Origin of the sequence: Fulverythrobacter ferritrahens (assembly GCF_020539485.1) — a bacterium.
Taxonomy (GTDB): domain Bacteria; phylum Pseudomonadota; class Alphaproteobacteria; order Sphingomonadales; family Sphingomonadaceae; genus Andeanibacterium; species Andeanibacterium ferritrahens.
This window is the reverse complement of sequence record NZ_JACDXU010000001.1, coordinates 1475328-1489681: the sequence shown is the minus strand read 5'-3', so window position 1 is coordinate 1489681 and position 14354 is coordinate 1475328. Positions and strand designations below refer to the sequence as shown.

Genomic DNA, 14354 nt, shown 5'->3' with positions numbered 1-14354 from the left:
CCCCTATGGTGCCTCGCGATAGATCGGGCTGCCGACCAGACCCGGTATCAGTTCGAGCGCGGTTTTCTCCCGCTCCTCATCATGGCCGATGGCGCGCAGCATCGCCTCGAAACGGTCTTTTATGCCGGGGCGGAATTCGGGCGCGGTGAAGATGTAGAGCGCATTCTCGCGAATGCCCTTCAGCACGATTTCGCCCGCTTCCTCGGGGCTGGCGGTCAGCGTGGAAAGCCGCGCGCGATCCTCCTCGCTCAGATTGAAGCGTGGGGGCGGGCCCTTGGGTGCTTCCTCCCGCACGGCGAAGCGGGCGGGGCGGGCCTTCTCATATTCGCGTATATTGCTGCGCACGCCGCCGGGGCAGAAGGCGGAAACGCCGATCCCCTGCGGGGCCAGCTCCGCCCGCAAGGCTTCCGACAGGCCGACCACGGCAAACTTCGTCGCCACATAGATGCCCGCCTGACTATATTGCAGCACGCCCGCCATGGAGGCGGTGTTGACGATATGTCCGCCTTCACCATGGGCGAGGATCTTCGGCAACATGGCATGGACGCCGTTGAACACGCCGTTGAGATTAACGTCCACGGCCCAGTCCCAATCGGCATGGCTGGCCGATCCCAGACTTTTGAGGATGCCGATCCCGGCATTGTTGCACAGCACATGCAGCTTGCCGATCAGGCGCTCCACCTCATTCGCGGCGGCGGCATAGGCGTCGCGGTCCGTCACATCCAGCAACAGGGCCTGGACCTTGTCCGCAAGGCCTGCCTCGGCCAGTTCGGCCTGCGCGGTCTTGAGGTGATCCTGCCGCACATCGGCGATCACTACATTCATCCCGGCGCGGGCGAATACCATCGCCATGCCGAGACCAATCCCGCTGGCGCCGCCGGTGATGAAGGCGCCCTTTCCGGCTACATCCTGCATGGCGTTCATTCCGCCTGACCCAGAGCATCAGCCATGGCCTTCGCCTCGGCAGTCATTTTCGCGCGGCGTTCCTCGCTGGCGCGGCGCCGCTCATCCAGTTCAAACTCTATGGGAAAAGCAGCAAGCATTTCGTTGAAATATCCGGCTACTTCTTCCCGGAACTCGCCATGGGGGAAGATATAGGGGCGATTATGCGCGATCGCATCGGCCACGATGTCGCCCAGTTCGAACGGGTCCATCCCGCCCTCGATCGTGTCGCGCTTCTCATCCGCCCCGGCGCCTTCATGCGCCTGGCGATAGACATCGCCCGCCGTCATCGCGCGGGTCTTCACCATGCCGGGGCACAGCACGGAAACGCCAATGCCATAGGGCGCCAGCGCCAGGCGCAGGGAATCGCTCAGCCCGCGCACCGCGAATTTGGACGCGGCATAGACGCCCGCAAAGGCCGGCACCGGGATCATCCCTGCCATGGAGGATGTGTTCACCACATGGCCGCCTTCGCCATGGGCCTTCATGCCCGGCAGGAATTCCACAAGGCCCGCAATGGTGCCGCCCAGATTGACGTTGAGGACATAGTCCCAGTCTTCATAGGCGGCTTCGTCAATCGGCTTGCGCTGGCTGACGCCGACATTGTTGCACAGCACATGGACCTTGCCGAACAGGCGGGTGGTTTCTTCCGCCGCTTCGCGCATCGCCTCGCGGTTGGACACATCCAGCCTGATGCAATGGAGCCGGTTGGTGGAGGAGAGCAGATCGCGCGCATCCGCCAGATGGCTGTCCAGCAGGTCAGCCACCACCACATTCATTCCCCTGTCGAGGAAGGCGCGGGCCATACCCAGGCCGATGCCGCTGCCCCCGCCAGTGATGAAGGCCGTCCTGCCGCGAAACTCACGCATGGTTTTCTCCCCTTGGTCGCCCCGTGTCCTGCGCCTGCGCAGCCCGGTTCGTTGCACCGCGCGCCCTAGCCAATCGCGAAAGGATCGGTAGAAGGCGCTATCAAGGAGAGGTAAAACACAAAAGCCTTTTTGACACCATCAAAAAGATAGTGTCAGATCACTCCGATTCCCGTGGGGGTTATGTTGAGCAAGTTACAGACGAAGGTGCAGTCCGTGGAAATGAGCGAGGAACAGGCCCGCATCCGGCGCAACTCGACCGAGCGTTCCGGCCCGCTGGGCCAGCTTGTGACCATGCGCATGATCATCCTGTTCGGCCTGCTCCGCCGCAGCGGCGTGCTGGCCCAGCGCCGTCAGTTCGACCTTTCCGAAACCGAATGGCGGATCATGGTGCAGGTGGGCGAATTTGCGCCGCTTTCGCTCAATGGCCTGGCCGAGCTTCTGCTGCAGGATCGCGGCCAGTTGAGCCGTGCGGTGAAAGCCATGGTGGAGCGCGGCCTGCTCTCGCGCGAGCGCAAGCCGGGCGGCCCGGAAATCGAGATCGACCTGACCGCGCAGGGCCGGGAAGTTTACGGCCGCATGGTGGAGCGGGTGGTAGAGCGCGATCACCGGCTGATCGATGGCATCCCGCCCGAGGATATCAAGGTGCTGTGGCGAGTGATCGACACGATGGTCGGCCGTGCGGACCAGATGATGGAAGAAGAACGCCAGCTGGGCGGCGAGGAATAATCCAGGCGGGCGGGGCAGGCTGCCACCGAGAAAATCTGCCCGCCTGCCGCATTCCCCTCGACATTTTGACATCGTCAAATATGTTCCCCCGAAGTCATTTCGGGGGAGGATACCCATGCTTGCGCTCTATCATTTCGGTCCGGTCGCCAATTCGCTGACCCCGCTGCTGTGCCTGCTGGAGAAGGGGCTGGATTTCGAAAACCGGTTTCTCGACAGCCGCCAGTGGGATCATCACAAGCCGGAATTCCAGGCGCTCAGCCCCGATGGCATGGTGCCCATATTGGTGCATGACGGGCGCGTGGTGCGGGAATCGACCGTCATCAACGAATATATCGACACCGTCTTTCCCACCCCGGCGCTCCGCCCCGACAATGCGTGGCTCTGCGCGGAAATGCGGGTGCTGACCAAATATGTGGACGAATATTTCTGCCCCGCACTGACCGTGATCGGTTCCCACGGCGCCACGCCCTTCGCCTCGAAGATCGACAAGCAGGAAATGGCGCAAATCCTGGCCCGCATGCCGAATGATGAAGTGCGCAAGAAATGGCAGACGATTTCAAGCAGGGGCTATTCGGACGAGGAACTGGCCGATGCACGCCGCCGGTTGGCCAATTGCGTGGCCCGCGCTGAACAGCATCTGGCCCATGGCGGGGACTGGCTTCTGGGCGATTTCTATTCGCTGGCGGACATCAAATGGTATTCCATGGCCCCGGCCTTGCCTCGTGTCGCGCCCGACCAGTGCAATCCGGAAGATGCCCCGCTGCTGACTGCTTGGCTCGCCCGAATGGCGGAGCGCCCGGCAGTGAAGGCGCTGGAGGATTACCGCCGCAAGTGATCCGGCCGGTTCTGCCGGCTCAGCTATCCCCCAGCGTAACGCGGCGTTCCTGTCGGTCCAGAGTGACGGCATAGGGGCGCTGCGGATCGGTTGAGGCGAATGTGAAGCCCGCACTTGCCGGATTGTCCCAATCCGCCACCTCCATGGGCCGACCGTCGGGGTGTCGCCATTCGCCCTGACCGGGGAAGCGGCGGAACCACGCGGCCCGCCGGGCGCGCCATGCGGCCAGCGCGAAGGCATGCGCCTCCAGTTCCCGGTCGCGGCCCTCCCAGTCGAGCCAGGTGATTTCGTTATCCTGGCAATAGGCATTGTTGTTGCCATGCTGGGTGCGGCCGAACTCGTCCCCCGCCGTCAGCATGATCGTGCCGGTGGAGGCCATCAGCGTATCGAGCATGGCCTTCAGGTCCGCCTTGCGCGCGGCAAGAATGGCGGGATCGTCGCTCGGCCCCTCGGCGCCGTGGTTCCACGAGAAATTCACCTGGTGGCCGTCGCGATTATCCTCGCCATTGGCCTGATTGTGGCGGTGTTCGTAGGCGACGGTATCGGCCAGGGTGAAGCCGTCATGCGCGGCGAGGAAATTGACGCTGCGATTGTTCCCATGGCCGAAAATATCGGAAGACCCGGCAATGCGCGTGGCGAGCAGGCCGATGCCCGCATCCCCGCGCCAAAAGCGGCGAATGTCGTCGCGATAGCGGTCATTCCATTCCAGCCAGTTGGGGGGGAAATTGCCAAGCTGATAGCCGCCCGGTCCGATGTCCCATGGTTCGGCGATCAGCACCCGGTCCGTCAGCAGGGGATCGGCGGCGATTTCGGCAAAAATGGGCGCAGCGGGATCGAAGCCCGGCCCGCGCGCCAGCACCGGGGCCAGATCGAAGCGAAAGCCGTCCACGCCGCAATGGCGCACGAAATGGCGCAGCGTGTCCAGCGCGATTTGCCGCACGGAAGGATTGGCGAAATCCAGCGTATTGCCGCAGCCCGTATCGTTGATCAGCGCGCCGTCGGGATCATGGGCATAGGCGGCATTATCCAGTCCGCGCAGGCAGATCACGCCGCCGTAAATATCGCTCTCGCCCGTATGGTTGAGCACGATGTCCAGGATCACGCCGATCCCTGCCTTGTGCAGCGCCTCCACCGTCTTGCGCAGTTCCGCCACGCCGCCGGGGCTGAGGCCGGGATCGAGCGCCATGGGGGCGACCGGATTATAGCCCCAGCCATTGGTCAGGCCGAGCGGGGGCAAATGCCGCTCGTCGATCCAGGCGACGATGGGCATGAGTTCCACCGCGCTGACATGCAGCGCCTTGAGATGGGCGATCACGGCAGGTTCGGCCAGTGCAGCCACGGTGCCGCGCAAATGCGGCGGCACATCGGGATGGCGCATGGTGAAGGCGCGCACGTTCAGTTCGTAGATCAGCCCGCCCGGCGTGAAGCAGGGCTTGCGCCTGCGCACCGCGGCCAGCTTGCCCGGCACCACCGCGCGGGGGACGAGGCCCGAAGTATCGGCGCCATGCACCGTCAAAGAGGGGTGCTGAGTGAAGCGCCGGTCAAGCTCCACGGCATGGGGATCGACCAGCAGCTTGGCATGGTCGAACCACAGGCCTTTTTCAGGGGCCCATTCTCCCGAAGCGCGATAGGAGTAATGCGCGCCGGTCAGGTCTTCGGGCAGTTCGGCCAGCCACCAGCCATCGCCCTGCCGGTGCATCGGCACCTGCCGTTCGCGTCCATGCTCGAACAGGCAGAGGCACATGCCCTCCGCCTTGGGAGAGCGGACGGCGAAGCGGGTCCGCCCCCGGCTGACGCTGGCGCCGGGCGGCGGGGTCACGTCACCACATCAGGTGCGGTGCGGCCGGTATGGCGCACGATCCCGGCAATGGCATCGGCGGCGGCGATCAGATCGGCCAGCATGGCGGGCGTTTCTTCGCCCAGTGTACCGCCTGCGGGTTCGTAGCGTTCCAGATAGACGCGCAGGGTGGCCCCTTCCGTGCCGGTGCCGGACAGGCGGAAGACGATGCGCGATCCGCCTTCGAACAACACACGAATGCCCTGATTGGCGCTGACGGAGCCATCGACCGGGTCGGTATAGGCAAAGCTGTCTGCCTCGGCCACGGTCAGCGGGCCGAAGCTCCTGCCGGGCAGGGTGGGGAGGGCGGCCGTCAGTTCCGCCATCAGCGCATTGGCGCTCTCGGTCGACAAGGCTTCGTAATCGTGGCGGGCGTAATAGTTGCGGCCATATTTCGCCCAATGCTCGCGCGCCAGTTCGGCCACGCTGATGCGGCGGACGGCCAGGATGTTGAGCCATAGCAGCACGGCCCACAGCCCGTCTTTTTCGCGCACATGGTCACTGCCGGTGCCGGCGCTTTCCTCGCCGCAGATGGTGGCCATTCCGGCATCCAGCAGGTTGCCGAAGAACTTCCAGCCGGTGGGCGTTTCATAGCAGGCAATGCCCAGCGCGGCCGCCACCCGGTCCGCCGCCGCGCTGGTGGGCATGGAACGGGCAATGCCCTTCAGCCCGCCTGCATAGGCCGGGGCGAGGTGGGCATTGGCCGCCAGCATGGCCAGCGAGTCCGAAGGGGTAACGAAGCAATTCTTGCCGATAATCAAATTGCGATCCCCGTCGCCATCGGATGCCGCGCCGAAGGGCGGGGCGTCCGCGCTCATCATCAGATCATAGAGGACTTTGGCGTGGACGAGGTTGGGGTCGGGGTGATGCCCGCCGAAATCCTCCAGCGGAGTGCCATTATGGACAGTGCCCGCCGGGAAGCCGAGCCGGTTTTCCAGGATTTCATGCGCATAGGGCCCGGTGACGGCGTGCATTGCATCAAAGGCCATGGTGAAGCCTTCCGTCACGGCTTCGCGGATCGCGGCAAAGTCGAACAGGCTTTCCATCAGATCTGCATAGTCGCGGACCGGATCGATCACTTCCACGGCCATTCCGGCGACATGGTGGGTGCCGAGAGCGTCGAGATCGACATCGGGCGTGTCCACCGTCAGCCAGCGGTCGATCGTGCCAGTGCGCGCAAAGATCGCCTCAGTCACCCCTTCGGGCGCGGGGCCGCCATTGGCGATATTGTATTTGATGCCGAAATCTTCTTCCGGCCCGCCGGGGTTGTGGCTGGCGGACAGGATCAGCCCGCCGCTGGCGCCATATTTGCGGATCACATGGCTGGCGGCGGGAGTGGAGAGGATGCCCCCTTTGCCGACCAGCACCCGGCCATAGCCATTGGCGGCCGCAATGCGGATCGCCTGCTGGATCACCGTGCGGTTGTGGAAGCGTCCGTCGCCCCCGATCACCAGCGTCGATCCGGCTTCCGGCTGCACCGCGTCGAATACGGACTGGATGAAATTCTCGGCATAATTGGGCTGCTGGAACACCCGCACTTTCTTGCGCAGGCCCGATGTACCGGGCTTCTGCCCTTCAAAGGGCGAGGTGGGGATCGCGGTGATATTCATTGTCAGCCTTCTGCCAATTGCCGGTAGAGCGCGGCATAGGCTGCGCCGCTGCGCTTCCATGAGAAATCGCAGGTCATGCCGTTCTTCTGGAGCAGCCGCCATTCGGCGGGGTTGCGGTAAAGTTCGATGGTGCGGCTGATCGCGGTGGCCATGGGGTGATAGTGAACCCCGCCGAATTGCACGCCAGTAGCCACGCCCTTGCCCAGAGCGGCGACATTGGCGTCGATCACCGTATCGGCCAGCCCGCCCGTGCGCGCCACCACAGGCACGCAGCCATAGGCGAGGCCATATAGCTGGGTGAGGCCGCAAGGCTCGAACCGGCTGGGGATCAGGATGGCGTCGCCGCCGCCCTGCATCAGGTGGGAAAGCTGCTCGTCATAGCCGATGCGGATGGCAATCCGGCCTGGATGGCGCGCCGCCGCCTTGTGCAGTGCCTGTTCGATGGCCTTGTCGCCTGATCCAAGCAGGGCCAGCCTTGCGCCATTGCCCACGAGATGATCGGCAATCTCGGGCAGGACATCCATGCCCTTCTGCCAGGTAAGGCGGCTGATCGCGATGAACAGCGGCCCTTCATCGATCTCCAGCCCGAACTCTGCCTCAAGCGCGCGCTTGTTTTTCAGGCGCTTAGATAGCGTTTTTACAGTGAAGTTCGAACGCAGGGCGGGGTCCGTCTCGGGGTTCCATTCTTCCGCATCGATGCCGTTCAATATGCCGCTGACCCGGTCCCCCCGGCTGGAGATCAACCCTTCCAGCCCCATGCCGAATTCGCTCATGCGGATTTCGGCAGCGTAGGATGGGCTGACGGTTGTCACCCGGTCCGCCAGTTGCAGTCCGGCCTTGAGGAAGCCCACCCCGGCATAGCTTTCCACCCCGTCGATCGACCACGCCGCCTGCGGCAGGCCCAGCCCGCTGAAGATGGAAGGCGGGAAATAGCCCTGGAAGGCCATGTTGTGGATGGTCATCACGCTGGGCACATTATGCCCCTCGAACGGGGCGAAGCGCAGATAGGCAATGGCCATGGCGGCCTGCCAGTCATGCGCGTGGAGCACGTCGTAACGCCGGCCTTTCACCGCGCCGCCTGCCACATCGGCGGCGGCTCGGCCAAAGGCGGCAAAGCGCCGCCAGTTATCGCCCCAATCCTTGCCGCCCGGATCGGAATAGGGGCTGCCATCCCGGCTGAAATAGCCCGGCGCATCCAGCACCAGCAGCGGATGGCTACCCAGCTTGCCCGCCAGCAGCCGCGCCGGCTCGCCCAGCAGACTGTCCCAGCGATGGACTTCGCGCGCGCGCGTCAGCCCGGCCAGCACCTTGGGATAGCCGGGCAGCATGGTGGTCATGGCCACGCCATGCGGTTCCACGGCAGCGGGCAGGGCGCCCGCCACATCGGCAAGGCCGCCGGTCTTGATCAGCGGCACGGCCTCGGAGGCCAGGGAGAGGACAGTGAGCGGCATCAGTCCTTCAGCGCAGCAATCATCTGCTTGGTGATCAGGCATACGCCGTTTTCGGTCCGGCGGAAACGGCGCGCATCCAATTCGGGATCTTCGCCCACCACCAGCTTTTCAGGAATGCGCACGCCGGAATCGATGATCACGCGGGAAAGGCGCGCGCCCCGGCCGATATTGCAATAGGGCAGGATCACTGCCTCATCCACGCTGGAGAAACTGCCCATCTTCACGCCGGTGAACAGCAGGCTGCGCTTGGCCAGCGCGCCCGAGACGATGCAATCCTGACTGATGAGCGAGGATATGGCATGGCCGCGCCGCCCATCCTCGTCATGCACGAATTTGGCGGGGGCGGCCACGATCTGGTCCGTCCAGATCGGCCAGTCCCGATCATACATGTTCAGCTTGGGCACGATGTCCGTCAGATCAAGATTGGCCTCGAAATAGGCATCCAGCGTGCCGACATCGCGCCAATATTCGCCGATCTGTTCGGCCGCACGGATGCAGCTGTCGGTAAAGCGGTGGGCCACCGCCTTGCCGTGCTTCACGATATAGGGGATCACATCGCCGCCGAAATCGCGCGTGGAATTCGGGTCGGCGGCGTCGCGGCGCAGTTGCTCGAACAGGAACTGCGTGTCGAATACATAGATGCCCATCGAAGCCAGCGCATGGTCCGGATCGCCCGGAATGCCCGGCGGATCGGCAGGCTTTTCGATGAATTCGGTAATGGTGTTGTCGGCATTGACCTTCATCACGCCGAAGCCGGTGGCTTCCATGCGCGGCACCACGAGACAGCCGATGGTCACATCCGCACCCGAGTTGACGTGCTGGCGCAGCATCAGCTCGTAATCCATCTTGTAGATGTGATCGCCTGCCAGAATGACCATGTATTTCGGCGCGTGAGCCTCGATGATGTCGATGTTCTGATAGACCGCGTCGGCCGTGCCTTCATACCACAGCGCCTCTGAAATGCGCTGCGATGCGGGCAGGATGTCGAAGCTTTCATTGCGTTCCGGCCGCATGAAGTTCCACGCGCGCTGCATGTGCCGGATCAGCGAATGGGCCTTGTATTGCGTGGCCACGCCGATGCGGCGGATGCCCGAATTGATCGCGTTGGACAGGGCAAAGTCGATGATGCGGCTCATGCCCCCGAAATAGACCGCCGGCTTGGCCCGGTTGTCGGTCAGTTCCTTCAGCCGGCTGCCGCGCCCGCCTGCCAGTACATAGGCCATGGCGTCACGCGCCAATGGTTGTCCCGAAAGATCCCTCATCGTGGTAATGCCTCAGTCCTTTCCCGCATATTCGAGCATGATAGTGGCAAGCGGCGGCAGTATGACATGCGCCGCCCCCGCTTCTGCCGTAACCATGCCACGGTTCCCCTTGCCGCTGCCCCCGTAATATTCCGCATCGGAGTTCAGCACTTCGCGCCACTGGCCGTCATGGGGCAGGGGCAGGCGATAATGATCGTGCAGAGCGGGGGTCATGTTGCTGATCACCGCCACCGGCGGCGCGCCGGGCGCCTTGCGCAGCCAGGCGAAGACGGATGCCCCCGCATCGTCCGGCACCAGCCATTCGAAGCCTTCGCTCTCGCAATCGCGGGCGTGGAGAGCGGGGCGCGTGCGATAGAGGCGGTTGCAGTCGCGCAGCAGGCGCCGCACCCCTTCATGGGCGGGCGCGTCCAGCAGATCCCAGTCGAGCGCGCGTTCCTCGCTCCATTCGCGGCGCTGGGCGAATTCCTGCCCCATGAACAGCAGCTTCTTGCCCGGATAGCCCCACATGAAGGTGTAATAGGCGCGCAGGCTGGCGAATTTCTGCCAGTCGTCCCCGCTCATCTTGTTCAGCAGCGACCCCTTGCCATGGACCACTTCGTCATGGCTCAGCGGCAGGACGAAATTCTCGGCAAAGGCATACATCAGGCCGAAAGTGATGTCGGAATGGTGGAACTTCCGATGCACCGGATCGCGGCCCATATAGGCCAGCGTATCGTGCATGAAGCCCATGTTCCACTTGAAGCCGAAGCCGAGGTTTGAACGCGGGCCATCGTCATAGGCGGGTAGGGTGACGCCGGGCCAGGCGGTGCTTTCTTCCGCAATGGTGATGGTGCCGGGCTGGCTGCCATAGATGGCGCGGTTCATCTGGCGCAGGAAGTCCACCGCTTCCCAGTTCTCGCGCCCGCCTTCCGGGTTGGGAATCCATTCGCCTGCCTCGCGCGAATAGTCGCGGTAGAGCATGGAGGCGACGGCATCCACGCGCAGGCCATCGACGTGATAGCGTTCGGCCCAGAACAGCGCATTATTGACCAGGAAGCTGGAAACCTCCCGCCGCCCGAAATTGTAGATCGCCGTATTCCAGTCCGGATGGAAGCCGAGGCGCGGGTCTTCATGTTCGTAGAGCGCCGTCCCGTCGAAGCGAGAGAGGCCGTGCTCATCCGTGGGGAAATGGGCAGGCACCCAGTCGATCAGCACGCCGATCCCGGCGCGGTGGGCGCCGTCCACGAAGCGTGCGAAGCCTTCCGGCCCGCCGAAACGGGCAGAAGGCGCGAACAGGCCGGTGGTCTGATAGCCCCAGCTCGGATCATAGGGATGTTCGGAAACGGGCAGGAATTCGATGTGGGTGAAGCCCATCTCCACCACATAGGGGATCAGCCGCTCGGCCATTTCGTCCCAGGTCAGGAACCAGCCATGCTCGTTCCTCTGCCACGATCCGGGGTGGACTTCGTAGATCGAGATCGCCTCCCGCCGGGGATCGACGGAAGACCAGTGCCGCCGATGGACCTCGTCCCCCCAATCGTGCTTCACCGGATCGGCAGTGAGCGAGGCCGTCTTGGGGCGCAATTCCGATGCGAAGGCATAGGGATCGGCCTTGAGCGGCTGGACCGTGCCGTCCGGCCCGACGATGCGGTATTTATAGGCGCGACCCGGGCCGATGTCCGGCACGAAGATTTCCCACACGCCGATATCCACGCGGTTGCGCATCGTGTGGCGGGCGGGGTTCCAGTCGTTGAAATCGCCTACCACGCTCACTTGGCGGGCATTGGGGGCCCAGACGGCGAAGTGGACGCCGCTGGCGCCTTCATGCGTGATGCAATGGGCGCCCATCTTGTCGAACAGGCGATAATGCGTGCCCTGTGCGATCAGGAAATCGTCCACCGGGCCCAGCACCGGGCCGAAGCTGTAGGCATCCGTCACCCACCATTCATGCCCGCCAGCACGGCAGCGATATTTCACCGGTTTCGGCTGGCCGCGCAGCGTGCCTTCGAACAATCCGCGCGGATCGACGCGCGTCAGCTTGCCCAATGCGCCGCCTTTAAGGCTGAAGGCGCTCACTTCCTCCGCGCCGGGCAGGACTGCGCGGGCGAAGGTTCCTTCCGGTCCCGCATGGGGGCCTAACAGCGAAAACGGGTCCGAATGCGTGCCATCGATAAGCGCGTTGAGAGCGGATTGAGATGGCTTCACAAGACTCCCCAGATATCCCGGGCATATTCGCCGATGGTCCGGTCCGAAGAGAACCAGCCGACATTGGCAATATTCCGGATCGCCTTCTCGCGCCAGTCCGCCTGATTGTCCCAGATGCGATCGATCCCGCGCTGGGCCGAATGATAGGCATCGAAATCGGCGGCGACCATGAACCAGTCATGATCGTAGAGCCCCTTCATCAGATCGGTGTAGCGGCCCGGATCGTCGGGCGAGAACACGCCCGAGGCTATGCAGTGGACGGCCTGGTGCAATTCGCGCGATCCTTCGATCACTTCGCGCGGGACGTAGCCATTGGCGCGCTTTTTCGCCACTTCCTCCGCCGTCAGGCCGAAGATCACGATGTTCTCGTCGCCCACGTGATCCTTGATCTCGATATTGGCGCCGTCCAGCGTGCCGATGGTCAGCGCGCCATTGAGGGCGAACTTCATGTTGCCCGTGCCGGATGCCTCCATGCCCGCGGTGGAAATCTGTTCCGAAAGGTCTGCCGCCGGGATGATCTGTTCGGCCAGGCTGACATTGTAGTTCGGCACGAACACCACTTTCAGCAGCCCGCCCACCGCCGGATCGGAATTGACCCGCCGGGCAATGTCATTGGCCAGTTTGATGATCAGTTTGGCATTGTGATAGCTGGCGGCTGCCTTGCCGGCGAAGATCTTGACGCGCGGCACCCAGTCCCGTTCCGGATGGCTGCGGATCTGGTCATACAGCGCCACAGTCTCTATCAGGTTGAGCAACTGGCGCTTGTATTCGTGGATGCGCTTTACCTGCACGTCGAACAGGGCATCGGGATCGATGGCGATGCCGGTGAGGGCCTTGACCTGCGTGGCCAGCGCCACCTTGTTGGCGCGCTTCACTTCCGCGATCCGCTCGCCCAGATGAGCGTCGGCCGCCAGCTTGTTGAGGTCCGCCAGCCTTTCCGTGTCATCCAGGAAGGCATCGCCGATGGCGTCCTTCAGCACCGATACCAGCCCGGCATTGCATTGCTGCAGCCAGCGGCGCGGAGTGACGCCGTTGGTCTTGTTGTTGATCCGGTCAGGATAGAGCTTGTGGAGGTCCGCGAAGACGGTGGTCTTCATCAGTTCCGTATGCAGCGCGGCCACGCCGTTCACGCTATGCGCGCCTGCAAAGGCGAGATTGGCCATCCGCACGCGGCGGCCATTGGTCTCGTCGATCAGGGAGATGGCGGCGATGGCGGCATCGTCCAGCCCCTGCTTGCGCGCATCGCGCAACACACGGCTGTTGATGGCATAGACGATCTGCATGTGGCGCGGCAGCAGCCGCTCGAACAGGGGCAGGGGCCAGGCCTCCAGCGCCTCGGGCAGCAATGTGTGGTTGGTATAGGCGATGGTCCGCCGGGTGACGTCCCACGCTTCGTCAAATTCCAGCCCGTGCAGGTCCACCAGCAGGCGCATGAGTTCCGCCACGGCGACGGAAGGATGCGTGTCATTCAGCTGGATCGCCGCATGATCGGGCAGGCTGCGCACATCGCCCTGATACTGGACATGGCGACGCACGATGTCCTGGATGGAGGCGGAAGTGAAGAAATATTCCTGCCGCAGCCGCAATTCCTGCCCGGCGGGGCTGGAGTCTGCCGGATAGAGCACCCGCACCAGGCTGTCGGCCCGCAAATTCGATTCCAGGGCGCCGAAATGGTCCCCCGCATTGAAGGCATCCAGATCGATCGGGTCGAGCGAATTGGCGGTCCACAGGCGCAGGGTATTCACCCACCGGCCACGCCAGCCGACCACCGGAGTATCGACGGCCGATGCCTCCACCTGTTCGGCGGGTTTCCAGATCACCCGGCCCCCCCGGTCCCCCCGGTCCCCATCGCCGACAACCTCGCCGCCGAAGCCGATCAGATAGGCGCTTTCCCGCCGGTCGAATTCCCAGGGGTTGCCGTGTTCCAGCCAGGTTTCCGGCAGTTCCACCTGCCAGCCGTCCTTGATGCCCTGCCGGAACATGCCGTTCACGTAACGGATGCCATAGCCGTAAGCGGGGATGTCCAGGCTGGCGAGGCTTTCCATGAAACAGGCGGCCAGCCGGCCAAGCCCGCCATTGCCCAGCGCCGCATCGGGCTCCAGATTCTCGATTGCCGCAAGGTCCAGCCCGTGGCCGCGCAGCGCCTGCTCCATCTCGCGGGTCAGGCCCATATTCGACAGCGCATCGCGCAGCAGGCGACCGACCAGGAATTCGAGGCTGAGGTAATATACCCGCTTGCTCTCTCTCTCATGGGTCTTGCGGGTGGATTCCATCCACCGGTCGATCACTTCGTCGCGCAGGGACAGCACCGTGGCAGTGAACCAGTCATGCAGCTTGGCCGCACGCTCGTCCTTGCCAACGCGGTGGCGCAGCACATCGATCAGATTGGCGTCGATTTCGCGGGTCTTTTCGCTGGGGGTGGATGGCACGGATGGCAAGCTCCGAATTCGGTTGCACCGGCCGACTGGCACCGCGTTGCCGCGAACCCGCCGACGACTCTTCCTCCGTCGCTCCTCACCCCATCGCCTAAGCCATTCAGGGGCCTGCCCGCAAGCACTTGCCGCCCGCCATGGAAGAATTTTCACAAGGCGCGGCAAGGCCACTGCCCTGTCGTGAATTTTCGCCTATGTTGCACTGC

Annotated in this window: 10 protein-coding genes; 2 read left to right on the top strand and 8 right to left on the bottom strand. The window is 63.8% G+C overall.

The annotated features are described in order from the left end of the window. Positions 1 to 3 precede the first annotated feature (3 nt). Positions 4 to 924 (bottom strand): SDR family NAD(P)-dependent oxidoreductase, encoded by a 921-nt coding sequence (locus tag H0274_RS07190; protein WP_226794229.1) that lies wholly within the window; start codon positions 922 to 924, stop codon positions 4 to 6. Further along, positions 921 to 1811, bottom strand: a complete 891-nt coding sequence (locus H0274_RS07185; RefSeq protein WP_226794228.1) for an SDR family oxidoreductase — start codon at positions 1809 to 1811, stop codon at positions 921 to 923. Before H0274_RS07185 ends, H0274_RS07190 begins: the two co-directional genes overlap by 4 nt. 219 nt (positions 1812 to 2030) lie before the next feature. Here H0274_RS07185 and H0274_RS07180 point away from each other — a divergent pair, with 219 nt between their 5' ends. Both H0274_RS07180 and H0274_RS07175 read left to right on the top strand, forming a co-directional pair. Continuing rightward, positions 2031 to 2537, top strand: coding sequence for a MarR family winged helix-turn-helix transcriptional regulator (locus H0274_RS07180; RefSeq protein ID WP_226794227.1), 507 nt, complete (start codon positions 2031 to 2033; stop codon positions 2535 to 2537). A gap of 115 nt (positions 2538 to 2652) precedes the next feature. After that, positions 2653 to 3372 (top strand): glutathione S-transferase family protein, encoded by a 720-nt coding sequence (locus H0274_RS07175; RefSeq protein WP_226794226.1) that lies wholly within the window; start codon positions 2653 to 2655, stop codon positions 3370 to 3372. 19 nt (positions 3373 to 3391) lie between these two features. On the opposite strand, the gene glgX is transcribed toward H0274_RS07175, so the two are convergent. From glgX to H0274_RS07145, 6 genes are read right to left on the bottom strand one after another with little or no spacing between them, the layout of a single operon-like run. After that, entirely contained in the window at positions 3392 to 5191 is a 1800-nt protein-coding gene (gene glgX / locus H0274_RS07170) for a glycogen debranching protein GlgX (RefSeq protein WP_226794225.1), read from the bottom strand. After that, positions 5188 to 6819 (bottom strand): alpha-D-glucose phosphate-specific phosphoglucomutase, encoded by a 1632-nt coding sequence (locus tag H0274_RS07165; RefSeq protein WP_226794224.1) that lies wholly within the window; start codon positions 6817 to 6819, stop codon positions 5188 to 5190. Before H0274_RS07165 ends, glgX begins: the two co-directional genes overlap by 4 nt. 2 nt (positions 6820 to 6821) lie before the next feature. Then, positions 6822 to 8270 carry a glycogen synthase GlgA gene (gene glgA, locus H0274_RS07160; protein ID WP_226794223.1) on the bottom strand — a complete coding sequence of 483 codons (1449 nt, stop codon included), beginning with the start codon at positions 8268 to 8270 and terminating at the stop codon, positions 6822 to 6824. After that, the gene (glgC, locus tag H0274_RS07155; RefSeq protein ID WP_226794222.1) at positions 8270 to 9532 is read right to left on the bottom strand and encodes a glucose-1-phosphate adenylyltransferase; all 1263 of its coding nucleotides are present in this window, start codon (positions 9530 to 9532) and stop codon (positions 8270 to 8272) included. The genes glgA and glgC overlap by 1 nt, the downstream gene beginning before the upstream one ends. Before the next feature lie 12 nt (positions 9533 to 9544). Next, on the bottom strand, positions 9545 to 11716 hold the full coding sequence (gene glgB / locus H0274_RS07150; RefSeq protein ID WP_226794221.1) for a 1,4-alpha-glucan branching protein GlgB: 2172 nt from the start codon (positions 11714 to 11716) through the stop codon (positions 9545 to 9547). Next, entirely contained in the window at positions 11713 to 14145 is a 2433-nt protein-coding gene (locus H0274_RS07145) for a glycogen/starch/alpha-glucan phosphorylase (protein WP_226794220.1), read from the bottom strand. Before H0274_RS07145 ends, glgB begins: the two co-directional genes overlap by 4 nt. Between the last annotated feature and the right edge of the window lie 209 nt (positions 14146 to 14354).

Excerpts from the sequence above, each read along its gene's own strand:
- H0274_RS07190 (WP_226794229.1), bottom strand. The coding sequence starts at position 924 with ATGAACGCCATGCAGGATGTAGCCGGAAAGGGCGCCTTCATCACCGGC.
- H0274_RS07185 (WP_226794228.1), bottom strand. The coding sequence starts at position 1,811 with ATGCGTGAGTTTCGCGGCAGGACGGCCTTCATCACTGGCGGGGGCAGC.
- H0274_RS07180 (WP_226794227.1), top strand. The coding sequence starts at position 2,031 with ATGAGCGAGGAACAGGCCCGCATCCGGCGCAACTCGACCGAGCGTTCC.
- H0274_RS07175 (WP_226794226.1), top strand. The coding sequence starts at position 2,653 with ATGCTTGCGCTCTATCATTTCGGTCCGGTCGCCAATTCGCTGACCCCG.
- H0274_RS07165 (WP_226794224.1), bottom strand. The coding sequence starts at position 6,819 with ATGAATATCACCGCGATCCCCACCTCGCCCTTTGAAGGGCAGAAGCCC.
- glgA (WP_226794223.1), bottom strand. The coding sequence starts at position 8,270 with ATGCCGCTCACTGTCCTCTCCCTGGCCTCCGAGGCCGTGCCGCTGATC.
- glgC (WP_226794222.1), bottom strand. The coding sequence starts at position 9,532 with ATGAGGGATCTTTCGGGACAACCATTGGCGCGTGACGCCATGGCCTAT.